The sequence below is a fragment of the Sinorhizobium fredii NGR234 genome, assembly GCF_000018545.1.
Classification (GTDB): domain Bacteria; phylum Pseudomonadota; class Alphaproteobacteria; order Rhizobiales; family Rhizobiaceae; genus Sinorhizobium; species Sinorhizobium fredii_A.
Genome location: NC_012587.1, coordinates 2,649,471 through 2,672,452 on the forward strand (window position 1 = coordinate 2,649,471; position 22,982 = coordinate 2,672,452).

22 protein-coding genes and 1 pseudogene are annotated in these 22,982 nt (G+C 63.1%); 13 read left to right on the plus strand and 10 right to left on the minus strand.

The features are described 5' to 3' along the window. The first annotated feature begins 106 nt into the window (after positions 1–106). The 7 genes from NGR_RS23895 (at position 107) to NGR_RS23925 (ending at position 5,788) form a co-directional block, all read left to right on the plus strand. Entirely contained in the window at positions 107–493 is a 387-nt protein-coding gene (locus NGR_RS23895; RefSeq protein ID WP_012709065.1) for a c-type cytochrome, read from the plus strand. A 137-nt stretch (positions 494–630) separates the two neighbouring features. Beyond that, positions 631–1,473 (plus strand): cytochrome c oxidase subunit II, encoded by an 843-nt coding sequence (locus tag NGR_RS23900; RefSeq protein ID WP_012709066.1) that lies wholly within the window; start codon positions 631–633, stop codon positions 1,471–1,473. Positions 1,474–1,506: 33 nt separating this feature from the next. After that, entirely contained in the window at positions 1,507–3,288 is a 1,782-nt protein-coding gene (gene ctaD / locus NGR_RS23905) for a cytochrome c oxidase subunit I (protein ID WP_012709067.1), read from the plus strand. Further along, a complete protein-coding gene (locus tag NGR_RS23910) occupies positions 3,285–3,983 on the plus strand; it encodes a cytochrome c oxidase subunit 3 (protein ID WP_012709068.1) in 699 nt (232 codons plus the stop codon). Before ctaD ends, NGR_RS23910 begins: the two co-directional genes overlap by 4 nt. 11 nt (positions 3,984–3,994) lie before the next feature. Beyond that, the gene (locus tag NGR_RS23915; RefSeq protein ID WP_012709069.1) at positions 3,995–4,717 is read left to right on the plus strand and encodes a heme-copper oxidase subunit III family protein; all 723 of its coding nucleotides are present in this window, start codon (positions 3,995–3,997) and stop codon (positions 4,715–4,717) included. Positions 4,718–4,727: 10 nt separating this feature from the next. Next, positions 4,728–5,084, plus strand: a complete 357-nt coding sequence (locus NGR_RS23920) for a cytochrome C oxidase subunit IV family protein (RefSeq protein ID WP_012709070.1) — start codon at positions 4,728–4,730, stop codon at positions 5,082–5,084. Positions 5,085–5,332: 248 nt separating this feature from the next. Next, positions 5,333–5,788 carry an RrF2 family transcriptional regulator gene (locus NGR_RS23925; RefSeq protein WP_012709071.1) on the plus strand — a complete coding sequence of 152 codons (456 nt, stop codon included), beginning with the start codon at positions 5,333–5,335 and terminating at the stop codon, positions 5,786–5,788. A gap of 6 nt (positions 5,789–5,794) precedes the next feature. On the opposite strand, the gene NGR_RS23930 is transcribed toward NGR_RS23925, so the two are convergent. From NGR_RS23930 to NGR_RS23940, 3 genes are all read right to left on the minus strand, one after another. Beyond that, positions 5,795–6,778: an acyl-CoA dehydrogenase family protein gene (locus NGR_RS23930; protein ID WP_012709072.1), complete on the minus strand. Its 984-nt coding sequence runs from the start codon at positions 6,776–6,778 to the stop codon at positions 5,795–5,797. A 132-nt stretch (positions 6,779–6,910) separates the two neighbouring features. Then, a complete protein-coding gene (locus tag NGR_RS23935; protein ID WP_012709073.1) occupies positions 6,911–7,093 on the minus strand; it encodes a hypothetical protein in 183 nt (60 codons plus the stop codon). A 177-nt stretch (positions 7,094–7,270) separates the two neighbouring features. Beyond that, the gene (locus NGR_RS23940; RefSeq protein WP_240545213.1) at positions 7,271–7,762 is read right to left on the minus strand and encodes a flavin reductase family protein; all 492 of its coding nucleotides are present in this window, start codon (positions 7,760–7,762) and stop codon (positions 7,271–7,273) included. Between the two features lie 220 nt (positions 7,763–7,982). Here NGR_RS23940 and NGR_RS23945 point away from each other — a divergent pair, with 220 nt between their 5' ends. Next, entirely contained in the window at positions 7,983–9,443 is a 1,461-nt protein-coding gene (locus NGR_RS23945) for an FAD/NAD(P)-binding protein (protein ID WP_012709075.1), read from the plus strand. Here the strand turns inward: NGR_RS23945 and NGR_RS23950 are convergent. From NGR_RS23950 to NGR_RS23965, 4 genes are read right to left on the minus strand one after another with little or no spacing between them, the layout of a single operon-like run. Next, a complete protein-coding gene (locus tag NGR_RS23950; protein WP_012709076.1) occupies positions 9,424–10,287 on the minus strand; it encodes an ATP-binding cassette domain-containing protein in 864 nt (287 codons plus the stop codon). The two genes, NGR_RS23945 and NGR_RS23950, sit on opposite strands and share 20 nt — an antisense overlap. 9 nt (positions 10,288–10,296) lie before the next feature. Beyond that, a complete protein-coding gene (locus NGR_RS23955; protein WP_012709077.1) occupies positions 10,297–11,133 on the minus strand; it encodes an ABC transporter permease subunit in 837 nt (278 codons plus the stop codon). 60 nt (positions 11,134–11,193) lie between these two features. Beyond that, positions 11,194–12,363: an FMNH2-dependent alkanesulfonate monooxygenase gene (gene ssuD / locus NGR_RS23960; protein WP_012709078.1), complete on the minus strand. Its 1,170-nt coding sequence runs from the start codon at positions 12,361–12,363 to the stop codon at positions 11,194–11,196. A gap of 27 nt (positions 12,364–12,390) precedes the next feature. After that, positions 12,391–13,353, minus strand: coding sequence for an aliphatic sulfonate ABC transporter substrate-binding protein (locus NGR_RS23965; protein ID WP_012709079.1), 963 nt, complete (start codon positions 13,351–13,353; stop codon positions 12,391–12,393). Between the two features lie 333 nt (positions 13,354–13,686). Between NGR_RS23965 and NGR_RS23970 the strand changes: the two genes are divergently transcribed. Next, positions 13,687–16,248 (plus strand): GcvT family protein, encoded by a 2,562-nt coding sequence (locus tag NGR_RS23970; RefSeq protein ID WP_012709080.1) that lies wholly within the window; start codon positions 13,687–13,689, stop codon positions 16,246–16,248. Between the two features lie 80 nt (positions 16,249–16,328). Here NGR_RS23970 and NGR_RS23975 read toward each other — a convergent pair whose 3' ends face one another. From NGR_RS23975 to NGR_RS23985, 3 genes are all read right to left on the minus strand, one after another. Then, on the minus strand, positions 16,329–17,873 hold the full coding sequence (locus NGR_RS23975; RefSeq protein ID WP_240545170.1) for a bifunctional 3-(3-hydroxy-phenyl)propionate/3-hydroxycinnamic acid hydroxylase: 1,545 nt from the start codon (positions 17,871–17,873) through the stop codon (positions 16,329–16,331). An 89-nt stretch (positions 17,874–17,962) separates the two neighbouring features. Then, entirely contained in the window at positions 17,963–18,502 is a 540-nt protein-coding gene (locus tag NGR_RS23980; RefSeq protein WP_012709082.1) for a cupin domain-containing protein, read from the minus strand. Between the two features lie 69 nt (positions 18,503–18,571). Continuing rightward, positions 18,572–19,687: an alcohol dehydrogenase catalytic domain-containing protein gene (locus tag NGR_RS23985; RefSeq protein ID WP_012709083.1), complete on the minus strand. Its 1,116-nt coding sequence runs from the start codon at positions 19,685–19,687 to the stop codon at positions 18,572–18,574. A gap of 145 nt (positions 19,688–19,832) precedes the next feature. Between NGR_RS23985 and NGR_RS33260 the strand changes: the two are divergent. The 4 genes and pseudogenes from NGR_RS33260 to NGR_RS24000 form a co-directional block, all read left to right on the plus strand. Then, positions 19,833–19,974, plus strand: a pseudogene (locus NGR_RS33260) (fumarylacetoacetate hydrolase family protein); the annotation flags it as partial. 125 nt (positions 19,975–20,099) lie between these two features. Beyond that, entirely contained in the window at positions 20,100–21,005 is a 906-nt protein-coding gene (locus tag NGR_RS23990; protein ID WP_012709084.1) for a VOC family protein, read from the plus strand. Between the two features lie 21 nt (positions 21,006–21,026). Beyond that, positions 21,027–21,914: an alpha/beta hydrolase gene (locus NGR_RS23995; RefSeq protein WP_012709085.1), complete on the plus strand. Its 888-nt coding sequence runs from the start codon at positions 21,027–21,029 to the stop codon at positions 21,912–21,914. Further along, positions 21,911–22,966: an Ldh family oxidoreductase gene (locus tag NGR_RS24000; protein ID WP_012709086.1), complete on the plus strand. Its 1,056-nt coding sequence runs from the start codon at positions 21,911–21,913 to the stop codon at positions 22,964–22,966. The genes NGR_RS23995 and NGR_RS24000 overlap by 4 nt, the downstream gene beginning before the upstream one ends. Positions 22,967–22,982 lie beyond the last annotated feature (16 nt).

A 22,982-nucleotide genomic window follows, 5' to 3' on the forward strand; every position in this document is an offset into this window, starting at 1 on the left:
TATCAACCGCGCCGGCGCGCATTCCTGAAGAGAGCAAGCACCGCCAAAGCCATGATTTGACGACACTCTGCTTTGCCCCCGCGCCGGGCGAAATTGGGGAAGTATCATGCGAATTGCTGTTGTTGCCCTGTCTTTTTCGGCACTCTTTCTCTGTCCGGTGGCCGGCCATGCCCAGGAGGGCGATGCCGACGCGGGAGCCACGGTCTTCAAGAAATGCGCCACCTGCCACGTCGTGGACAAGGACCAGAACAAGGTCGGTCCGTCGCTGCAGGGTATCATTGGCCGGACCGCCGGCACTCATGCGGATTTCAAATATTCGCAAGCCATGATCGATGCCGGCAAGGGCGGGCTCGTCTGGGACGAGCCGACGCTGCACGAGTATCTGCGCAATCCCAAAGCCAAGATCAAAGGCACCAAGATGGTCTTCCCCGGCCTCAAGAAGGACGATGAGATCGTCAATGTGATTGCCTATCTCAAGCAACACCCCAAATAGGAGCAACCAGCGGAAAGGCAGAAATCTGCGCCTTTCCGGGGATTTGCCAGTATTATCCGTTCGTGCAATAATTCTGATCGGAACGCCGCGAATTGCGTATTCGTCTCACGGCCAATCGCGGCGGGGAGGGACAGAAAATGGCGGTGGTAGTCATTCTGGTTGTGTTGGCCGCCGGATCAGTGTTGTTCCACTTGTTGAGTCCTTGGTGGTGGACCCCAATCGCCTCCAACTGGAATTACATAGACAATACCATCATCATAACCTTCTGGATCACCGGAATTGCCTTTACCGCCGTGGTCCTGTTCATGGCCTATTGCGTTCTGCGCTTCCGCCATCGTCCCGGCAACACCGCCGCCTATGAGCCCGAGAACAAGAAACTCGAAGGCTGGCTGGCGACGAGCACGACTGTTGGGGTGGCGGCGATGCTGGCGCCCGGCCTGTTCGTCTGGAACCAGTTTATCACCGTGCCGCCGAGTGCCACGGAGGTGGAAGTGGTCGGCCAGCAATGGCTGTGGAGCTTCCGGCTTCCCGGCGCCGACGGGCGGCTTGGCACGAGCGAAACGCGCGACATCACCCCCGAAAACACGCTTGGCCTGAACCGAAACGACGCCGCCAGCCTCGACGATCTGATCATCGAGGGCGGCGAGCTTCACCTTCCCATCGGCAAGCCGGTCAAGGTGCTGCTCCGCTCCGTCGATGTCCTGCACGACTTCTACGTGCCGGAATTCCGCGCCAAAATGGACATGGTTCCGGGGATGGTGACCTATTTCTGGCTCACTCCGACGCGCACCGGAACCTTCGAAATCCTCTGTGCGGAGTTGTGCGGCGTCGGCCACCCGCAGATGCGCGGCACCGTCGTGGTCGATACCGAGGAAGACTATCAGGCCTGGCTCGCCGAGCAGCAGAGTTTTTCGCAGCTATCCGCATCGTCCGAAACTAGCCCGGCGGCAACCTCGATTGCCGCGGCAGCGGCGCAGTAGGAGGCGCCGTAGAGTAGCAACCTGGGAGGACATATGATGGTCGACGTCCGGTCCGGTATTGGCGAGGCGCTTCCGCCTCCCGAAGTCGAGGATGTTGAACTTTATCATCCGCATAGCTGGTGGACGAAATACGTCTTCAGCCAGGATGCGAAAATCATCGCCATCCAATATGCGACGACGGCGATCGCCATCGGCATGGTGGCGCTGGTGCTGTCCTGGCTGATGCGCCTGCAGCTCGGCTTTCCCGGCACGTTCGACTTTATCGATGCCCATGCCTATTACCAGTTCATCACCATGCACGGCATGATCATGGTGATCTACCTTCTCACGGCGCTCTTCCTCGGCGGCTTCGGCAACTATCTCATCCCGCTGATGGTCGGCGCCCGCGACATGGTGTTCCCCTACGCCAACATGCTGAGCTACTGGATCTATCTGCTCGCCGTGCTGGTCCTGGTGGCGAGCTTCTTCGCTCCCGGCGGACCGACCGGCGCCGGCTGGACCCTATATCCACCGCAAGCGGTTCTCTCGGGTACGCCCGGCGGCAAGGACTGGGGCATTATCCTGATGCTCTCGTCGCTGATCATTTTCATCATCGGCTTCACCATGGGCGGCCTCAACTACGTCGTCACCGTGCTCCAGGGCCGCGCCCGCGGTATGACGCTGATGCGCCTGCCGCTAACCGTCTGGGGCATTTTCACGGCAACCGTCATGGCGCTGCTCGCCTTCCCGGCGCTGTTCGTCGCCTGCGTCATGATGCTCTTCGACCGGCTGCTCGGCACCAGCTTCTTCATGCCGGCGATCGTCGAAATGGGCGAGCAGCTGCAGCATGGCGGCGGCAGTCCGATCCTGTTCCAGCATCTCTTCTGGTTCTTCGGCCACCCGGAGGTCTACATCGTCGCCCTGCCCGCCTTCGGCATCGTTTCCGATCTGATCAGCACCCATGCGCGAAAGAACATCTTCGGCTATCGCATGATGGTCTGGGCCATCGTCATCATCGGCGGCCTCTCCTTCATCGTCTGGGCTCACCACATGTATGTCAGCGGAATGAACCCCTATTTCGGGTTCTTCTTCGCCACCACGACGCTGATCATCGCGGTACCCACGGCGATCAAGGTCTACAACTGGGTGCTGACGCTCTGGCGCGGCGATATCCACCTGACCCTGCCGATGCTCTTCGCGCTCGGCTTCATCGTCACCTTCGTCAACGGCGGCCTGACGGGGCTGTTCCTCGGCAACGTCGTCGTCGACGTGCCGCTCTCCGACACCATGTTCGTCGTCGCGCATTTCCACATGGTCATGGGCGTGGCGCCGATCATGGTGATCTTCGGCGCGATCTACCATTGGTACCCGAAGATCACCGGACGCATGCTCAACGAAGCGCTCGGCCAGGTGCATTTCTGGGTCACCTTCATCGGCGCTTATTTGATCTTCTTCCCAATGCACTATGTCGGCCTCGTCGGCGTGCCGCGCCGCTACTACGAACTCGGCGAGATGGCGTTCGTGCAGGAGTCAGTCCATAGCCTCAACGCCTTCATCAGCGTCATGGCACTGATCGTCGGCGCCGCCCAGATCGTCTTCCTCTTCAATCTCGCCTGGAGCGTGCGCCACGGGCGGGACGCCGGCGGCAATCCGTGGCGGGCGACGACGCTCGAGTGGCAGACGCCCGAGACGCCGCCGCCGCACGGCAACTGGGGCAAGGAACTGCCGGTCGTCTATCGCTGGGCCTATGATTACAGCGTTCCGGGAGCGCCCGAGGACTTCATCCCGCAGAACCAGCCGTCGCCGGGCCGTGTCAGCCATGAGGCGATCTCATGAGTGTGGCTGCGATTTTCCTCGCGGCGGTCGCCGCCATCATCGTCTGGTGGCTCGCCCAGCAGCGGCTCGCTTCGCGCCCCTGGCTCGAAATCGGCCACGCCCACGACCGCAGGACCGGCACACCGCCGCCGGCAGCGAAAATCGGTCTCGGCGTCTTTCTCGCCGTCGTCGGCGCACTCTTCTCGCTCGCCATCAGCGCCTATTTCATGCGCATGGCCTCGTCCGACTGGGGCACCTTGCCACTGCCCGGTCTCCTCTGGGTCAATACGGGCATTCTTGCGATGGGCAGCATCGCTCTGCACTGGGCGAAGGTGGAGACGGAGCGGCGGCATGACGAGACGACCCGGACCGCGCTGCTCGCGGCCCTTGCGACGGGCCTCGCCTTTCTCGTCGGGCAGCTTTTCGCCTGGCGAGAATTGACGGCGGCCGGCTATCTCCTGGCCGGCAATCCCGCCAACAGCTTCTTCTATCTGCTGACCGGCATGCACGGCCTGCACATCGTCGGCGGGCTTGTCGCGCTCGGCCGGCTCACCTTCCGCGCCTGGGAAGGGCCACTCGACCGCAGAACGCGCCTGACGGTCGAGCTCTGCGCCATCTACTGGCATTTCATGCTGTTCGTCTGGCTGGTGCTGTTCGCCCTGTTTTCCGGCTGGGCCAGCGACGTCGTCGATTTCTGCCGCCAACTGCTGACATAGGAACGCTGACAATGTCTGCCCCGATCAAGACCCCCGCTGCAGAAACGCTTCCCCGGCCCGCCGGTTTGGCTGGGCTGGCGTCGGACTGGGCCTCGGACCAGCGGACGTTCAAGAACGTCTCCTGGGGCAAGGCCATGATGTGGATCTTTCTCCTGAGCGACACCTTCGTCTTTGGCTGCTTCCTGCTCGCCTACATGTCGGCGCGGATGTCCACCACCGTTCCCTGGCCGAACCCGAGCGAGGTCTTTGCGCTTGAGATCGCCGGAGCACACGTGCCGCTGATCCTCATCGCGATCATGACTTTCGTGCTGATCTCCTCGAGCGGCACCATGGCGATGGCGGTCAACTGCGGCTATCGCCGCGACCGCAGGAAGACCGCAATTCTCATGCTGGTGACCGCGCTGTTTGGCGCCACCTTCGTCGGGATGCAGGCCTTCGAGTGGTCGAAACTGATCTCCGAAGGCGTGCGGCCCTGGGGCAATCCCTGGGGCGCGGCGCAATTCGGCTCCTCCTTCTTCATGATCACCGGTTTCCACGGCACCCATGTCACGATCGGCGTGATCTTCCTGCTGATCGTCGCGCGCAAGGTCTGGCGCGGCGACTACGACACGGAGCGGCGCGGCTTCTTCACGAGTCGCAAGGGTCGCTACGAGATCGTCGAGATCACCGGCCTTTATTGGCACTTCGTCGATCTGGTCTGGGTTTTCATCTTCGCATTCTTCTATCTCTGGTGAGGAGGGCATCATGGCCCATGCCGAGGCACATGCCGCACATCCTGCAGCACATGCGGAACAGCAACAGCACCCGATCAAGCTCTACCTCCTGGTCTGGGGCCTGCTCTTCGTGCTCAGCGCCTTTTCCTACCTGGTCGATTACTTCGGACTGCAGGGATACCTTCGCTGGTCGCTGATCCTGATCTTCATGATGCTGAAGGCCGGGCTGATCGTCGCGGTGTTCATGCACATGGCCTGGGAGCGCCTCGCTTTGATCTATGCGATCCTGCTGCCGCCGCTGCTGGTTCTCGTCTTCGTGGCGCTGATGGTCTCGGAGTCGAACTACGTTCTTTTCACCCGCCTTGCCTTCTTCGGCACCGAGCCCTGACCCGGGCGAGAAAGGAAATCAGAGCGTCTTCTGGCCGCCGCTGCGATTTCGACTGTTCGAAGGCGGATCAAATCACTGTTTCTTACGTGCGTGAGCCAAAATTCATCGTCATGGAGTAGCAGATTCATTGAAACTAACTTGCAGATTAATTCGCCAAAAACTATTTACTTAGTAAGAAATGATAGACGTCTGAATCCTCTGTGCGCGCCAACCGGCACGCGCATGACCGACACCATTCGAGTCCCAAAATGCTTACGAAAAAAGGCAAGTACGGATTGAAGGCGCTTGTTGATCTGGCGAGCCTTGGTCCTGGTGAAACCGCGTTCGTGACAGAGATCGCGACGCGCAACAACATTCCGAAGAAGTTCCTCGACACGATCCTCCTGGAACTGCGCAACACCGGTATTCTGCGCTCGAAGAAAGGCCCGAACGGCGGTTACTCGCTGTCGAAGCCGGCCTCCGAGATCATGATCGGCCAGGTGATCCGGGCGCTCGACGGGCCGCTCGCTCCGATCCGCTGTGCGAGCCGGACGGCTTTCGAGGCCTGCGACGATTGCAACGACCCGGTCGGCTGTCAGGTTCGCCTGTCGATGACGGAGGTCCGCGACGCAATCGCCACCATCCTCGACAACATGACGCTTGCGCAATTCGTCGCCAAGGACCGGGCGAAGACGGTCGAGGACGCGCTCATCGCCGGCGAATAGGCTGCCTCAGGCTTCGAACAGGGTGCGCCCGAGTTCTGCGAGCAGGTGCCCGGTGCCGCGCGTCCGTTCCAACGGAAAGGCGATCTCGATCGTGGTGGCCAGTCTGCCCACGTCGGCGATGCCGGCCGGCGTGGCGTTGACCTGTGCGAGGTCGAGGGCGGTCGAAGCCCGGTCGATCAGCGCCGCCAATGTCTCGATCTCGACCTGGAACCGGCCGATCCGCTCGTCCCAGGGCCGCTCACCCGAAGGCCGGCCGTTGCGCCACAAGTTCAAATTGCCGGCCAGTTGCCGGCGCTTCTCGCCCAGGGCAACCGCGGCCTGCAGGATCGTCCCGAGCGATCGGGAGAGGAGAAGCGCATCGCGATTGAGGGCAAGCACCGAGTCGGCCGCCACATGCGCCTCTGCGAGACGATAGGTTGCAGGCTCGCCGGCATGCACCACTTCGGCCTCCGCGCTGCCGCGCTGGACGAGCAACAGGCTCGTCGCCTCCGCCTCGTTTAGCGCCAGAATGGCGAACCAATCCGGTTCGCCGAGGCACGCAGCCTCTACCGCATCGGTCAGTTTGAAGCCGATGCCGTCGGGGAGGTAGCGTTGCATTTCGCCGTGATCGCCCGGGTCGGCTGCCGACAGCCTCTCCCCCGTGGCCACATGCGAATAGATGCTGCGCCGCTGTTCCTCGCTGCCCGCATTGCGGACCAACTCAAGGGCGCGAAAATGGTCGACGAGCGCACCGGCCGCAGCCGGCTGCACCTCGGCGATCTGTGACACGGCCTGGGCGATCAATCCGTTCGATACGTCGGCCCCATCGAAATCGGAAGGGATCGAGATGGCCAAGAGGCCGGACCGCACCAGCGCATCCGTCAGGAGAACGGCGGGGACATCGGCACCGAGCGCCACGATCTCACCGGCGGCCGTCAACACTTCCTCGTCGGAAGCTATCCGAAGCGGTACCGGTCGAAGACGCTCATGCAGATGTGTAATCGATCCCATCTCATGCATCCTCATGTGGCACAGCCAGAGCTGCAGTTCGATTTTGAAGATAGCTTTGGAGGTCCCGCAGCGAGGCTCCACTCCCTTGCGCAGACCCTGGCAGAGGCCGCAGACACTGCTTGCCGTCCCGCGTTAAAGCACCGGGAACAATCCCCAGAACAGCGCCTGTTGGCGTGCCTGTTCCTCATCGCTTTGGTCGACCGTATCGGTCTCTACGTCATGGGCTGCTTTTTTGGGTGCGCTCTCGGAGCGTGTCCGAAACTCGCGCCAAGGCGCGAAAAGATCGAAGGAAAAGTTCACAATACCGAGCGGCATTCGGCATTCCTCCCGTTGGACTCCTCATGAGACGGCGCACAGTGTCGCCGCATTCTGCCCATTCGTCAACAATTTCGATATAAACTGTGCAGTACGATCGTCGGGCGTGTCGTCTCGACGACCCGGCCGTCGGGACAAACAGCGGCGCCAAGTGCGGCCGTTCTGCTCTTCCCCGGTCTAGCCGGAATGCGCGAAGTAGCGGCCTTCACGGTAGAGCAGCGATCCGCCCCGGCCGATGCGAACGCCCACCACACGGCCAATTACGATGGCATGGCTATGCCTTTCGATCGCTTCCTCGACCTCGCAGTCGATGGCCGCCGCCGCATCCTGAAGCACCGGCGCCCCGCTGGCAAGGCGGGTCCATTCGGCCCCAAGGTAGCGATCCGCCCCCTTCAGCCCGCCGCGGCCGGCGAATTGGCTGGCAAGCACTTCATGCTGTCCGCCGACGATGTTGACACAGAAATGGCCGAACCGCTCGACGACGGGCCACGTCGAGGACGTCCGATTGAGGGACACAAGCATGCGTGGCGGCTCGACGGAAAGAGCCGTGGCCGATGTGACGGTGGCCCCGGTCCGCGCCTCTCCCTCTCCCGCGGTTATGACGCTCACGCCGCCACCCAAGCAGCGCAGCGCCGCCTTCAAACTGTCGGCATCGGCCGGCCGGTCCATGGGCCGGCCGGCGACCCCCTCGACATCGAAAGCCTGTAGTGAAGGTTGAACCGACATCCGTCGCTCCTCTGTTCGGCAATCCACGATCTTCTCGATTGGTAACAGCGACGGCGCGGCCGCCGTAGACATTCTATTTCTTAGTATATATATTTTATAGAAAATATGACTAGCAGGCGTCATAGGCACTTCGAAGCCGCCGCCCGACCGAAGGGAGAACGGAATGCTGCGAATAACGCTGCCATTGCCAAGGCAAGTCACGCCGGCCCCGACCATCAGCAGGGTGGCCATTATCGGCGGCGGCTTCACCGGAGCCACGCTTGCCCGCCTGCTTGCCCTGCATGGGCAATACTGGCCCCACGAAATCGTCGTCTTCGAGCCCCGCGCCCATCTCGGCGGCGGCCTCGCCTATGATACCGACGATCCGTCGCTTCGCCTCAACGTCGCGGCGCACCGGATGCGCGCCGTTCCAGGTGACCCGCAAGCCTTTCTCCGATGGCTGTCCGACTCGGGCCGTCTCGGGCAGGATCCCGGCGCCGTCGCGAAAGGCGCGATCTATGCGCGTAGAGGCGATTTCGCCGCCTTCATGGCCGGGCAGGTCCAGCCGTTTATCGACAACGGGACAGTCAGGCATCTGCGCGAGCGTGCCGAGCGCATCCACCGCCGGCACGGCCGCTGGCAGATCGAAGGGGATGTCGGCGCGATGGTGCAGGCGGATGCGGTCGTCGTCGCGACCGGCCATCCGCCGCCGACGCCTCCGGCAGAGCTTGCCTCACACCTGAACGGTGATCCTCGCTTCTTACTGAACCCTTCGCAGCCTGATGCTCTCCAAGCAATACGAGCGAACGACAAGGTCGTCGTCGTCGGTGCCGGCCTGACGGCTCTCGATGTTGTGGCGGCATTGCGCAATGGTGGTCATCGCGCCGAGATCACCCTGTTATCGCGAACAGGACAGCTGCCCCAGCCCCAGGCCGCCGGCGATTTCGCTCCCCATGGCGACTTCCTTATCGGCGTTCCGAACACCGCCCTTTCGCTTCTGAAACAGGTGCGCTTCGCCCTGGAGGAGGTGACGGAAGCCGGCCTGCCCTGGCAGAGCGTTTTCGACGCATTGCGTCACCAGGGGCAAGCCATCTGGCGGGCATTGCCGTTCCTTGAACAGCAGCGTGTCCTCCGGCATCTTCGCCGGCGCTTCGAGGCTCACCGGTTTCGCATGCCGCCGCAGATTGCCGAGCTGGTCGAGCGCGAAAGAGCAGCCGGCCGCCTTCGAAGCTGTGCGGGACGGGTCGCTGCGGTTCGGTCCGGACGCGCGGAAATCGCCATCGACATTGCGACGAAGCCGTACGGGACGGTTGAGCGTCACGCCGGACAATGGGTCATCGTGGTGACCGGACCCGACCATGGGAACGTCATCGACAGCCAGGGCTGTTTTGCCGAGCTGGAGGGCCTCGGCTTTCTGACGAAGGACCCGCACGGTCTCGGCATCGCCTGCGATCCCGACAGCCGGGCGCTGGCGCGCGATGGCCATCCGGTGGAGCATCTGTTCGTCGCCGGTCCGCTGGCGCGCGGCGCGTTCGGCGAACTCACAGGCGTGCCGGAAATCGCTGCCCAGGCAGAGAGGATTGTTCAGCAGATCCTGGGAATGAGTTCCGCCACGACGCGGACGATCACGATCCGATCGATGTGATCGGACCGACCGTCAGTTCGCAGCAATTCCCGCCGAGAATCGCGTCCAGCAGGCGGCGCTCGAAGACAGCGAGATCCGGATCGCCGTGCTGGCGCGGATGGTGCGCCGGAATTGCAAGATCGAGCGCCACCTTGCCGCCGTCCAGCACGATCACCCGGTCGGCCAGATGAACGGCCTCGCTGACGTCATGCGTCACCAGGACCGCCGTGAAGCCGAGCTCCCGCCAGACGCGGCTGACGAGCTGCTGCATGGTGATGCGGGTCAGTGCGTCAAGCGCTCCAAGCGGTTCGTCGAAGACCAGCAGACCGGGTCGGCTGACGAGTGCGCGAGCGAGCGCCACCCGTTGTCGCTGGCCGCCGGAGAGACGCGCCGGCCATTGATCCGCCTTGTCGGACAATTGTACGTCGTCCAGCGCCATCAGCGCTTTCACGCGCGCCGTGTTCTCGTCGACGTCCTGGCCGAGGCCGACCACCACATTGTCGACCACCCTCGCCCAGGGAAGCAGCCGAGGCTCCTGGAAGACGGTGCGCGCATTCGCCTCGACGGTATCTCCCGATCGGTCGGCGAAGCGGAGAGAGCCGGAGGTCGGACGGTCCAGCCCGACAAGCAGGCGCAACAGCGTGCTCTTGCCGCAGCCGCTCTTGCCGACAATCGCCAGGAACTGGCCGGCGGGAACGTCGAGGTCGATGCCGCGAAGCACACGGTTCTGGCCGAAGGACTGCTCAATCCGCCTGAGCTCGATCGACACCGCCTCGGTGGCTGCAGCTGAGACCGTTCGGCCGTGTTCTCCCAAGGGCTCGATAGTGCCTGGCCGTGGGGCGTACCTGCTGACATATCCGCTCATTGTGGCCTCCTACCTCTGATAGACCGGGTTCCAGGACAAGGCATGGCGCTCCATGCTCCGCGCGATCACATCGGCGAGCTTGCCGAGCGCCGCGTAGATGAGCAGCGACAGGACGACCACGTCCGTCATCATGAATTCGCGCGCCTGGTTCGCCATATGGCCGATCCCGGAAGATGCTGCGATCGATTCCGAGACGATGAGCGTCAGCCACATGATGCCGAGCGCATAGCGCAGCCCAACGAATATCGACGGCAGGGCGCCGGGCAAGATGACTTTCCTGAACAGCGTCCAGCCGTTCATCCCGTAGATCCGGCCCATCTCGATGAGTTCGCGGTCGACGTTCCGCACGCCGTGAAAGGTGTTGAGATAGATCGGAAAGAGCACGCCCAACGACGTGAGGAACAGCTTCGATTCCTCGCCGATCCCGAACCAGAGGATCACCAGCGGGATCATCGCCAGGTGCGGAATGGTCCGGAGCATCTGCAGCGACGTGTCCGTCAGTTGCTCGGAAAGCTTGGAGATGCCGTTCGCGATGCCGAGCGCGAGACCGATCGTTCCGCCGACGACAAGGCCGGCCAGGGCGCGCGCCCCGGAAACCGCCACGTTGTGCACGAGGGCGCCGGACAGCAATTGGTCCACGAGGGCGCCCGCCACATCCGTCGGCGCCGGCATGATCCGGGTCGAAATCCAGCCGGCCGACGAGAACATCTGCCAGATCAGAACCAACAGGATCGGAACGACAAATGGCAGGATGCCCTTCAGGCGGATGTGTCGAGCCGAAAGGGCCGGCCAAACCCAGCTCCGCCTCGGTGACGGGCGATCGGTTACGACGTCGTATGCGGTCATATGCGTCTCCTTGTCGATCGGCGGGCGCTCAGAGCGCCACGCACAGATTTCACCGTTGGATCAGGAGCCCGCCACGACCCGCAGATTGCCGGCATGCCCGCCGCCGCCGAAAACCTGCCGTTCGCCGAAGGAAGAGCGGATCTGGTTGCGCGGGCCACCGAGGCCTATTTCCGGGAAGAGCAGTTCGGAAACCCGATAGGCCTCCTCGAGATGCGGATAGCCGGAGGCGATCACCGTATCGATGCCGAGATCCTGGTATTCCCTGAGGCGTGCCGCCACCGTTTTCGGCGAGCCGACGAGCGCGGTCCCCGCGCCCGAGCGAACGAGCCCGATGCCGGCCCAGAGACTGGGCGATACTTCGAGCCTGTCGCGGCGGCCGCCGTGCAGCGCTGCCATGCGGGCCTGCCCGACGGAGTCGGAATTCTTCGCAAATCCCTGCTGGGCAGCAGCAACCGTCTCGTCGGAGAGCTTGGAGATCAGCCGGTCGGCAGCCGCCCAAGCCTCCTCTTCGGTTTCGCGCACGATGAAGTGCAGGCGAATGCCGAAGGTCACTTGTCGGCCCTTGTCGGCGGCTGCCTTGCGGACCGTGGCGATCTTTTCGGCGACCTGGGCCGGCGTCTCGCCCCAGGTCAGATATTTATCGACGACGCCCGTCGAAAATTCGATCGCGGCATCCGATGATCCGCCGAAATAGAGCGGCGGGCGCGGCTCCTGCACCGGCGGGAAGCCGAGCTGCGCGTCGTGCGCCTTTATGTATTTGCCGTCGAGATGCGCCTTGCCCGTCTCGAGGAGCCGGTTGAAGACATGAAAGAACTCCTCCGCGTGGGCGTAACGCTCGTCATGCGGCAGGAAGACGCCGTCGCCGGCAAGCTCCTTGGCACTTCCGCCGACGACGATATTGAGGAGAAGGCGCCCCTTCGAGACGCGGTCGAGGGTCGCGGCGAGACGGGCGTAATAGGCGGGCGACGCGATGCCGGGGCGAATGGCGACGAGGAGCTTCAGGTTCTCCGTTGAGGCCGCCAGATGAGCGGCAAGGATGAAGGATTCCTCGCAGGCCACCCCAGTCGGGAGGAGCACGCCGGAATAGCCCAGACGATCCGCTGCCGTGGCGATCTCGCGAAAATAGCCGGTGTCTGCCGGGCGGCTCAGGTCGTCGGAGCCGAGATAGGCCCCATCGCCGGAGGTCGGAATGAACCAGAGGAAATCGAGCGGTTGGTCTGTCTTTGTCATGGTCTGATCCTTTCAGTGCGCTGCGTTTCAGCTTGCCTTCGGCCGCCAGGCGACATCGGCGATCGTCAGCGCTTTCGGCAGGATGCCGAGACCATGGAATTCGTCCGCCAACGCCTGCTGGTAGACGAGTGCGTCATCCGACAGGGTCGCCACCTTGCTGAGGTCGGCCCCCTTGCGTGTCAGGATCGTTCGGGTGACCTCGACGGGAATGCCGGTGATCTCCGACAGCGCCGGAACGGTCTCTTCGAGATTGGCCTGCGCCCAGGCTCCGACCTTGGCGAGCTCGTCGAGCACATCGGTGATCACCTCCGGCTGGGCGGCGGTGAAGTCTCCGTTGCCGAAGAAGAAGCTCCAGCTGTCGACGATGCCTTCGGCGGTTGTCAGGACCCGGGTCTGCGGATCCGCCTCGGCAACGGCAAAATAGGGGTCCCATATGGCCCAGGCGTCGATGCCTCCGGTCTTGAAGGCGGCCGCCGCATCCGGCGGCGCGAGATCGGCAGCCTCGATGTCGTCGGTCGTCAAGCCAGCCTTGCGCAGGGCCTTGACGGTGAAGTTATGCGCGCTGGAACCGCGCTTGAAGGCGATCCTTTTCCCCTTCAGGTCCTCGAGCGCGGCGATCGGCGAGTCCTTCGGCACGAGAATGGCGGAACCCGATGCCGTGCCCTTGTAGCTGCCGACGTAAAGGAGATTGGCCTTGGCGGTCTGCGCGAAGAGCGGCGGAACGTCACCGGTCGGCCCGAAATCCAGAGAGCCGGCGCCGAGTGCCTCGAGAAGCGGCGGGCCCGACGTGAACTCGGCCCAGCTCACGGTCAAGCCGCGCTCCCCTAGCCGCTTCTCAAGTGCGCCGGTGCGCTTCGCCAACGCCAGCACGCCGTTCTTCTGCCAGCCGATGCGGAATTCGTTTGCCGCCCTTGCCGGCCGGATGCTCGGCGCGCTCAAGGCCGCTGCAGTAGCGCCGATGAGCGCGAGGGTCTGTCTGCGAGTGATCATTTTTCACCCCTGTCTGATCGCTGAGGATAATGCAGTTCGAGAGAATGATAAGATAGTCTATAAATTTACTAAGGAATATTTTTCCAAAGAGTTTCCCGTCGGCGAAGATTATCGTTACGCTCCGACAGAGATGCGATGGCTTCCTGCCACGAAGAAGCGAACGGCCACCTGCCCGCGCCCCATGCGGTGGCATCAGCCATCTAGTCAGCGATGCTGCCATCCGCTACGGCATGGCTCTGGTCGTGCAGCACGATGATTATGTCGTAGACAGGCTCAAGTCGCGTCGCTGCAAAATCTAATATCCGGCTTCCATACCAACTAGGGTCGCAAGCAATGGCAGAGTTTCCGCAAAGGGCGAAGGTCGTAATCGTCGGTCTCGGTGGCATCGTTGGCGCGTCGATCGCGCACCACCTGATCGAGCGTGGCTGGGACGATATCGTCGGTATCGACAAGTCCGGCATTCCGACCGACATCGGTTCGACGGCGCATGCCTCGGACTTCTGCTACACGACCAGCCACGACTTCCTATCGGTGTGGACGACGCAATATTCGATCGACTTCTTCGAGAAGATGGGCCACTACGCCCGCATCGGCGGCCTGGAAGTCGCGCGCACCGGCGACGAGACCTGGATGGAAGAGATCAAGCGCAAGCTTTCCTCCGCCAAGGCCTTCGGCACCCGCGCCCACTATGTTTCGCCGGCCGAAATCAAGAAGATGTTCCCGCTGATCGAGGAAGATCAGGTCATGGGCGGCATGTTCGATCCGGATGCCGGCCTCGTCGTCCCGCGCTCGCAGACGGTTGCCGGCAAGCTGGTCGATGCGGCGGAAAAATCCGGCAAGCTGCAGGTCTTCGGCAATACGCCGGCAACGTCGCTCCTTGTCGAGAACGGCCGCGTCAAGGGCGTCGTCACCCATCGCGGCACGATCATGGCCGACCATGTCATCGTCTGCGCGGGCATCTGGGGCCGCCTGATCGCCGAAATGGTCGGCGAAGACCTGCCGGTCATGCCGGTCGACCACCCGCTCACCTTCTTCGGCCCCTACAATGAATTCGAAGGCACCGGCAAGGAAATCGGCTTCCCGCTGCTGCGCGACCAGGGCAACTCGGCCTATATGCGCGACACCGGCGACCCGAAGACCACCGAAGGCGGCCAGATCGAGTGGGGCTACTACGAGGCCACCAATCCGCGCCTCTGCCATCCGCGCGACATTCTCGAAAAGCACGAGGCACGCCTGTCGCCCTCGCAGCGCGACCTCGAGATGGAGCAGATCATCGAGCCGCTCGAGCGCGCCATGGAACTGACGCCGATCCTCGGCGAGCTTGGCTATAACGAGGGCCACTCCTTCAACGGCCTGCTGCAGGTCTCGGCCGCCGGCGGCCCCTCCTGCGGCGAGAGCCAGAAGGTGCGCGGCCTCTGGTATTGCGTCGCCATCTGGGTGAAGGACGGCCCGGGCTACGGCAAGCTGATCGCCGATTGGATGACGGACGGCCGCACCGAGATCGACCATGCCTCGATCGACTATGCCCGCTTCTACCCGCACCAGCTCGAAGAGAAGTTCATCGAGAACCGCTGCTTCGAGGCGGCGCAGAAGATCTACTTCCCGGCCGTGCATACGCGTGAGCCCTATGCGAGCAGCCGCAACGTCAAGCGCTCGCCCTTCTACGAGCGCGAGAAGGAACTCGGCGGCTACTTCATGGAACTCGGCGGCTGGGAGCGCGCCCACGGCTATGCCGCCAACGAGCACCTGCTCGAAAAATACGGCGATCGCGTTCCGGTGCGCGAGAACGAGTGGGACAACCGCCATTTCTGGCGCGTTTCCAACGCCGAGCACCTGGCGATGAGCGAGGATTGCGGCATCGTCAACCTCTCGCACTTCCACATGGTCGACATCGAAGGTCCTGATCATGTCGAGCTTCTCGAGTGGCTTTGCGCCGCCAAGATCGGCGGAGACGGCAATATCGGCAAGGGCATCTACACCCACTTCCTCGACGACGAGGGCATGGTGCGGGCCGACTTCACCGTCTTCCGCATGGCCGACCGCTGCCGTCTGGTGAACGGCGCCGATGCCGGCCCGCGCGACTTCCACTACATGCGCCGTGTCGCGGAAGACCGCGGCCTCGATGTCACCATCACGGACGTTTCGGAGAAGTTCATCACCGTCGGCATCTGGGGCCCCAATGCCCGCGAAAAGCTGAAGAAGGTGGTCGCCGATCCGGCCGGCCTCGATCCTGAGAACTTCCCCTTCGCCGCGATCAAGCAGATCGAGATCGCCGGCAAGCCGGTCTCCGCCTTCCGCATCTCCTATGTCGGCGAGCAGGGCTGGGAACTGCACATGAAATACGAGGACGGCCTGGCCGTCTGGGATGCGCTGCGCGCAACCGGCGTCATGGCCTTCGGCGTCGAGACCTATGCGAACTCGCGCCGCATGGAAAAGAGCCTGCGCCTGCAGAACGCGGATCTTCTCACGCAGTACAACCTCATCGAGGCCGACCTTGCCCGTCCGAAGGTCAAGGACGTGGACTTCCGCGGCAAGGCGAAGCATCTGGAGTACAAGGCGCGCGAGCACCAGCCCGCCATGCTCTGCACGCTCGTCATGACGGAGAACACCGACAGGAACGGCGTGATGCGCTATCCGGTCGGCAACCTGCCGGTCATGGACCCGGAGACCGGCGAGGTTCTGGTCGACGAGCTCGGCCGCCGCTCCTACACCACCTCGATCGCTTACGGCCCGACGATCGGCAAGAACATCGCGCTCGCCTATCTGCCCTGGTCGCATTGCCAGGTCGGCCGCAAGCTGAAGGTCGAGTATTTCGCCGAGACCTATCCGGTCGAGGTCGCAGGCGTCGGCTACAAGCCGCTCTACGACCCGGAAAACCTCAAGCCGCGCAGCTAAGGCGAGCAGCGCCTCCAATGAATGCGTTAACCCCTCCGCCCTGCTTGGCAGGGCGGAGGGGTTTCAAACGGCCGCCCCCACTAAGTCTTGATCCAGGCTTCCAACTGATCGAGCAGCGCTCCGACGCCATTGTCGTCCGCCGCGACACCAAACACGACGTGATCCGGTCGGGCGAGTACCGCCCGTCCGCCGAGCGACGCGAGCCACTCCTGCAAGACGCCCTCGTCTTCTTGCAGTCGGTGCTCGCCGAATTCGCATAGCACGACATTCAGGCTCTTTGCGCGATCCCGGTTGTCCTGGCTGATTGCCAGATCGCATGTCAGCAAGGCAAAATTCCACCCGGTAACGTCGTCCAAGCGAACCCGGTTGCCCGCCACCAGAACCCACGGCTGCGGGCTGGCCTCGCCTGCGCCCGGCGCGGGTGCGCCGGCCGCATCCAATGCGATCACACCGGCGGATATGGGCGGGAAAAGCTCCTGCCGGACGACCGTTCCCCTTCCCGCAGCAGCCAGGACCTTCAGCTCGTCGTCCCGGCATTTCACCTTCTCCGCGTCGAGCTCGCAGATGACATGCCCCAGGTCCTTAGTGATCGAAATGACCTTGTGGACGAGCGGTCGCCTCTCCTGCTGGTACGTCGCCAGCACTCGGTCCGAGCCGCCTTTGAGCACATAGGCCAGCTTCCATCCGAGATTGGCCGCATCCTTGATGCCTTGAACCATGCCCTGGGCGAGGAATGGCGGCGTCATATGGCAGGCATCGCCTGCAAGGAACACCTGCCCGACCCGCCAGGACTCGGCAACAAGCGCGTGGAACCTGTAGGTCGCAGACCGCCAGATTTCGGCCTGTCCCTGCTCCAGCCAAGGTGACAGCAGTTGCCAGATCCGTTCCGGCTGGTCGAGTTCGTCCGCCGTTTCGCCCGGCAGCATCATGAATTCCCAGCGCCGCAATCGGCCCGGACAAATGACGAATGTATGCGGCCGCGCCGGATTGCAGAACTGCACATTGGTTTCCGGCAGGTCGAAATCGCCATCACCGAGAAGGACATCGACGACCAGCCATGGCTGGTCGAAGATCAGATCCTCGAATTTGATGCCGAGACTGCGGCGGATGAAGCTCGCTCCCCCGTCGCAACCCACAACGAAGCGGGCGCTCAGCTCCGTGATGGCGCCCGTCTTGCAATTGCGCAGCGTGAGTCGCGGGCTCTCGGGGTTTTCAAGGGCGATTACTTCGCTCCCCGTCAGCAGCCGGATCGTATCGGACGACGTCGCCCGTGCCCGCAACTTCCTTTCCAGCTCAGGTTGAACGAATGTCAGGTAGGCCGGCCAGCCGAGTCTGTAGGGTGGCGGGGGCGATGTGAACCGACGCAGTACGGCGCCATCGGCAGCACGATAGATCGAGTCCCTGTATTCGCTGACCACCGAAGCCAGATTCTCGGCAATCCCGATGTTCTGAAACACCCGCATCACTTCGTGATCCATGCCGACGGCGCGCGGCATCGAATAGACATCGTCCCGCGCATCGATGCCGACAACATCGATGCCCGAATTGCCGAGAATATTGGCAAGCGTGATCCCGACGGGTCCCAGGCCAACGATCGCGACCTCGGTGGAGATGTTCTGCAACATGGACCTCATATCAGCCCGCCCTGTCCCGTCCCCCGCGTCAGGCGGAGCCGGTTCGAAATGCGCGTTTCAGGTAGACGATGGTTCTGCGCCTAGCGGCTCCCAGCGCCGATCAGCACGAAGGCGACAGTCGCCGGTTCATCGTTCGGGTTGCGCCAGGCGTGGCGCGCGCCGTGCTGAACCACGCTGTCGCCGGCGCCGAGATTCACCGTCACGCCATCATCGAGCTCGAGCGTGACCTTGCCGCTGAGCACGACGCCATAGTCCATGGTCGGCGTGGTATGCATGCCGGGATTGTCCATCTCGAAGGTTTCGGCAATGCCTGGCGCGGCGGCAGCGTGCTCCGGACCGGCGAGATCGGGCCGGAACTCCGGCGCCATCATCACGGCGTCCGGTGGAAAGGTGACGATCAGAAAGGTCGACCCGCCGGCGGGCTGCAGCAACGTTCCGTCGCTCGCCATCGGGTCCCTGCCATCATAGGGCAGGGTCGGGACACTCGCAGAGGTCCAGATCGGAGCGGAAACAAAACCCGGCGTGTGCTCGAGCGCCATTTCGCGGGGCGATGCCCCGTCGCTGACGACCACCGATTTGCCGGCCGCATTTTTCGCGGTTACCACGCGTCTGAAAGTCATGACTTCCTCCCAAGTCAATGGTCAACGAAATTGCCCGTTGCAACGAGTCGCGGGCACTTTCAAAGAATATCAGGGGCAGATTACGAAGTTCGAGAAACCGCCGTGACGCTGCGCGATGCCGGAGATCGCCGAATTGACCTCCGAAAGCGGATAGCTCTGGGTTTCCAGCAGCGAGAAGTCCGCCACCCCGGCCGCGACCATATCGGCCATTTCCTGTCCTTCAAGCGTGGTAAACCATGCCGATCCGTAAAGCCGCTGATTGTGGTCCATGAGCCAGTGCACATCGATCGGCAGTTCGCCAGCGACCGCGCCGATGTCGACTGCAATGCCACCGCGTCGCAAGCCCCGAAGACCTTGAAGGAAGGTCTCCTGTTTGGCGCCCGGGCCGAGGCAGTCGATGAAGGCGTCCACGCCTTCCCCGCCCGTCTGCGCCAAGGCGAAATCTGTGACGCTTCCATCATCTATCGAGAAGACCTCGATGCGGTTCGGCGCCAGTGCCTTGATCTCCTCCAGCAGTTTCCTGTCGCGCCCCGTGCCGAGTATCTTGCTGACGCCGAGGGCGAGGCCAAAGACGGCGCCGCCAATGCCCAGCGTTCCGCTGATGCCGTTGATCAGCACCGTGTCGCCGGGTCCGACATTCGTCTTCTTGAGGGCCGAATAGGCCGTGCCCATGTAGCCGAGGCGTGCGGCCTGGTCGAAGGTCATGCTATCCGGAATCCTGACGATTGCCGAAGCCGGGGCGACCATGTACTCGCTCAAGCCGCCGATCGGATAGTCGGCGAAAGTCTGCATGGCATGTTCGGAGAAGCCGAAATAGCCCTGGAACGCATAATGCTTGCAGGAGATGGTGTCGCCGCGACGGCAGTGGCGGCATGAGCCGCAGCTGCGGCCGGGATTGACGTAGACCCGGTCGCCGGGCTTCAGGCCGCGCACCTGCCGCCCAACCGCGGCGACTTCGCCCGCCGGATCCAGACCAAAGACGGCCGGGAGCGGCGGCAGCGGCATATGCGGGAACCAGGTCGTCCAATTGGCCAGGATGTTGCCGAGATTCGGCACGATGCCGCATGCCCTGACCCGGACCAGCACGTCCATGTCGCCCGGCCTCGGCGTTTCCAGCGTCTCGAGCCGGAGCTCACCGCCCACGGTATGCATGCGCGCAGCAGTCATTGTTTGCGGAATGGTCATGAAGTCCTCCTCGAATACGAAACCCGAACGGGCCTGGCGCTCCTCCGCCTGACCATTTCGTAGCGGACTATTTTCGAAAATTCAACTGATTTCGTAAAATTGCACTATAGAGCTGGCATTGGCTTGTCAGAATTCCGCGCTGGGTTTTTACATTCTCGAGCCCGGCGACGTGATCGTAACGGGCACGCCATCCGGCTTCGGCTCGAGCCGCAAATCCGCCCGCGTCCCTCAATGTCGGCGATGTCGTCGAGGTCGAAATCGACAAAATCGGCACACTCCGCAACACCGGTGGGTCCGAGACGTGGGTCCTCGATAATTTCGACAATAAACATTATTTCGAAATTAACTTGATGCCGGTCGATGGATGCAGTATGAGACAGCAATGCCGGTTTCAGAAATTGAGGAGGAAGCCATGACGCATATCGTGCATGCCGTCGGGCACATGAAGGTCAATGTCGTCGACCCGCAGGCCGTTACCCGGGATGCAACGGAGATCCTCGGCTTGCACATCACGCATCAGAACGATCGCCAGACCTGGCTGAGCTCGAACGGCCGGGCTGCGGAGCTCGTGCTGATCCACGCCGACGAAAATTCTGCCCACACGATCGGGCTGGAGGCTCTGACGCCTGAGCTGGTGGCCGAGGCCGCCTCCCGCATCGAGGCCGCCGGATGCCGGATCCTCTCCCGCGAGCCGAGCCTCGACTGCATTGCCGAAAGCGTCACCTTCGCGACACCGGAGGGCTTGCGCTTTGAAGTCCACACGCCGATCCGCAACAGGACCTATGGCCGGCGCTATCCGACCACGGGCGTCGGCCCGAACCGGATCGACCACATCAACCTGATCACGCCGGACCCCGCCGCGACCCGCGCCCAGCTCGAAGCGATCGGCGGCTTGCGATTATCCGAGCGCATGGTCAACGACAGCCTGAGCTGGATGTATGGCGGCAACCGCCAGCATCATGTCCTCGGGCTCGTTAGGGGTCGGGCGGCCGGCCTGCACCACGTCTCCTTCGAGTTCCTCGAATTCAACCAGTATCTGCGCCTCGGCGACATTCTCGACCAGTTCGGCCGGCAGCTCCTGTGGGGACCCGGCCGCCACCGCCCCGGCGACAACACCTATGCCTATTACACCGATGCCAGCGGCATGATGATCGAATGCTCGGGCGTGATGGCGCAGATCGCCGACGATGCCGATTTCACCGCCAATGTCATCACCAACCTCGAGCGGCCGGGCAATGTCCGCGACATGAATGTCTGGGGCACGCCGGCGCCGCTCGAGTGGCGCGAGTATTTCCATCCCTTCGCCCAGATCGCCTGATCCAGACCGAGGTGAAAGCCAATGCAGGAAAAGCTCACATTCATATCCGACGGCCTGAAGCTCTCGGCCGTTCTTCATGTTCCGGATCAACGCAAGCCCGGGCAGAAGCTGCCGGCCTTCATCGTCTGCCACGGCTTCGTCGGTTCGAAGGATGAAAGCCACGCCCAGATCCAGGCCGAGATGATGGAAGCCTTCGGCTATGTCGCGCTGCGCTTCGATTTCCGCTGCTGCGGCGAAAGCGAAGGCGAGCGGGCACAAGTCCGCTGCTTCGATCAGGTGGCCGATGCCAAGAACGCGCTGACCTTCCTTGCCGAGCGCGACGAAGTCGACCCAAAGCGCATCGGCATCACCGGCCACAGCTTCGGCGCCGCCGTGTCGGTCTATGCCGCCGGCGTCGATGACCGCTTCGCCTGCTGCCTTTCCTCCTGCGGCTGGGGCAACGGCGAACGCAAATTCCGTGGCCAGCACCCCACGGAAGAATCCTGGGAGAAGTTCATCGGCATTCTCGAAAATGGCCGCAAGCACAAGCAGGAAACCGGCGAAAGCCTGTGGATGTCGCGCTTCGACGCCGTGCCGATCCCGGAACACCTGCGTAAGAACCTCTCGCCCAAGGCGATCATGGAGATCCCCGTCGAAACCGCCTGGTCGATGTACAATTTCCGCGCCGACGACGTGGTGGCCAATATCGCACCGCGCCCGCTTCTCTTGTTCCACACCGCAAACGACATCATCACGCCGACCCTTGAATCTGTGCGGATGTTCGAAAGGGCCGGACAGCCGACCGAGCTGATGCTCATCGACACGACGGCGCATTTCCCACTGGCGCCCGACGACGCGCCGCGGACGAAAATGATGGTCAAAGGCTGGCTCGACAAGTTCTTCCCCTCGCCGCTCGGAGCCAGCGCATGAGCACCGAACCGGCCAGGAGGGTGATTGCCAAGGATATCCTGGAAGCGTTCTCCGCAGCGCTGCTGGAGGCCGGCGGTTTCAGGGCGGACTACGCCCGCCAGTCCGCCGAACTTCTGGTCTGGGCCAATCTGCGCGGCGCCGATTCTCACGGCGTCCTGCGCATTCCCCGCTATATCGAGATGGCGGAACTGGGCATCGTCAAGGGCGACGCGAAGCCGGAACTGGCGCGGGAATTCGGAGCCGTCGCAGTCATCGACGGCGACCGTGTGCCGGGCGCGACCGGCATGGCGATGGCCGCCGACAGGGCCGTGGAGCTTGCGGCAAAATTCGGCATCGGCCTATGCTCGATCCTGCGGACGAGCCATGCCGGGGCGGTCGGCTTTTTTACCGAGAGAGTTGCAAGGGCCGGCATGGTCGGCGTCGCCATGACCGCTTCGAAGCCGCTGATGATCTATCATGGCTCCAAGGCCGAAGGCGTCTCCACCAATCCGATCTCAATCGCCGCGCCCAGCCGCAACGCAGCCCGCCCGATCGTGCTCGACATGTCGACGGCAGCAGTCGCGCTGGGCAAGATCATGGCGGCGAAAGACGCCGGAAAATCCATCCCGCCGGATTGGGGGGTGGATGCAAACGGCGTCGCGACCACCGACCCGGCAATCGTCAAGGCGGTCTTGCCGATGGCGGGACCGAAAGGCTCCGGACTTTCGCTGATGATCGAGATCCTGGTGAGCGTCCTCGGCGGCAATCCTCTCATCTCGGCCGCCCTGACCGACAAGCGGGACGCCGGATTCAACGGATTGGTCCTAGCCCTCAGCCCAACGGCCTTCGGCCCCCGCGATCAGCTTGAAGGTGAGATCGACCGGCTTTCCCACGCCATCAAGGGCTTGCCGCCGGCTTTGGCGACCGATGACGTGTTGCTGCCCGGAGAGCGCGGCTTCCTTCTCGCCGAGAAGAGGCTACAAGAGGGCATCCCCCTCGCCCTTGGCACGATCGGTCGCCTTGCCGAAGAAGCCGGCAAGCGCGGCATAGCGGTTCCGCCCGAAATCCGGTGAAGCCGGAGGCTCAGCC

Excerpts from the sequence above, each read along its gene's own strand:
- NGR_RS23895 (WP_012709065.1), top strand. The coding sequence starts at position 107 with ATGCGAATTGCTGTTGTTGCCCTGTCTTTTTCGGCACTCTTTCTCTGT.
- NGR_RS23900 (WP_012709066.1), top strand. The coding sequence starts at position 631 with ATGGCGGTGGTAGTCATTCTGGTTGTGTTGGCCGCCGGATCAGTGTTG.
- ctaD (WP_012709067.1), top strand. The coding sequence starts at position 1,507 with ATGATGGTCGACGTCCGGTCCGGTATTGGCGAGGCGCTTCCGCCTCCC.
- NGR_RS23910 (WP_012709068.1), top strand. The coding sequence starts at position 3,285 with ATGAGTGTGGCTGCGATTTTCCTCGCGGCGGTCGCCGCCATCATCGTC.
- NGR_RS23915 (WP_012709069.1), top strand. The coding sequence starts at position 3,995 with ATGTCTGCCCCGATCAAGACCCCCGCTGCAGAAACGCTTCCCCGGCCC.
- NGR_RS23920 (WP_012709070.1), top strand. The coding sequence starts at position 4,728 with ATGGCCCATGCCGAGGCACATGCCGCACATCCTGCAGCACATGCGGAA.
- NGR_RS23925 (WP_012709071.1), top strand. The coding sequence starts at position 5,333 with ATGCTTACGAAAAAAGGCAAGTACGGATTGAAGGCGCTTGTTGATCTG.
- NGR_RS23930 (WP_012709072.1), bottom strand. The coding sequence starts at position 6,778 with ATGGGATCGATTACACATCTGCATGAGCGTCTTCGACCGGTACCGCTT.
- NGR_RS23935 (WP_012709073.1), bottom strand. The coding sequence starts at position 7,093 with ATGCCGCTCGGTATTGTGAACTTTTCCTTCGATCTTTTCGCGCCTTGG.
- NGR_RS23940 (WP_240545213.1), bottom strand. The coding sequence starts at position 7,762 with ATGGACCGGCCGGCCGATGCCGACAGTTTGAAGGCGGCGCTGCGCTGC.
- NGR_RS23945 (WP_012709075.1), top strand. The coding sequence starts at position 7,983 with ATGCTGCGAATAACGCTGCCATTGCCAAGGCAAGTCACGCCGGCCCCG.
- NGR_RS23950 (WP_012709076.1), bottom strand. The coding sequence starts at position 10,287 with ATGAGCGGATATGTCAGCAGGTACGCCCCACGGCCAGGCACTATCGAG.
- NGR_RS23955 (WP_012709077.1), bottom strand. The coding sequence starts at position 11,133 with ATGACCGCATACGACGTCGTAACCGATCGCCCGTCACCGAGGCGGAGC.
- ssuD (WP_012709078.1), bottom strand. The coding sequence starts at position 12,363 with ATGACAAAGACAGACCAACCGCTCGATTTCCTCTGGTTCATTCCGACC.
- NGR_RS23965 (WP_012709079.1), bottom strand. The coding sequence starts at position 13,353 with ATGATCACTCGCAGACAGACCCTCGCGCTCATCGGCGCTACTGCAGCG.
- NGR_RS23970 (WP_012709080.1), top strand. The coding sequence starts at position 13,687 with ATGGCAGAGTTTCCGCAAAGGGCGAAGGTCGTAATCGTCGGTCTCGGT.
- NGR_RS23975 (WP_240545170.1), bottom strand. The coding sequence starts at position 17,873 with ATGTTGCAGAACATCTCCACCGAGGTCGCGATCGTTGGCCTGGGACCC.
- NGR_RS23980 (WP_012709082.1), bottom strand. The coding sequence starts at position 18,502 with ATGACTTTCAGACGCGTGGTAACCGCGAAAAATGCGGCCGGCAAATCG.
- NGR_RS23985 (WP_012709083.1), bottom strand. The coding sequence starts at position 19,687 with ATGACCATTCCGCAAACAATGACTGCTGCGCGCATGCATACCGTGGGC.
- NGR_RS23990 (WP_012709084.1), top strand. The coding sequence starts at position 20,100 with ATGACGCATATCGTGCATGCCGTCGGGCACATGAAGGTCAATGTCGTC.
- NGR_RS23995 (WP_012709085.1), top strand. The coding sequence starts at position 21,027 with ATGCAGGAAAAGCTCACATTCATATCCGACGGCCTGAAGCTCTCGGCC.
- NGR_RS24000 (WP_012709086.1), top strand. The coding sequence starts at position 21,911 with ATGAGCACCGAACCGGCCAGGAGGGTGATTGCCAAGGATATCCTGGAA.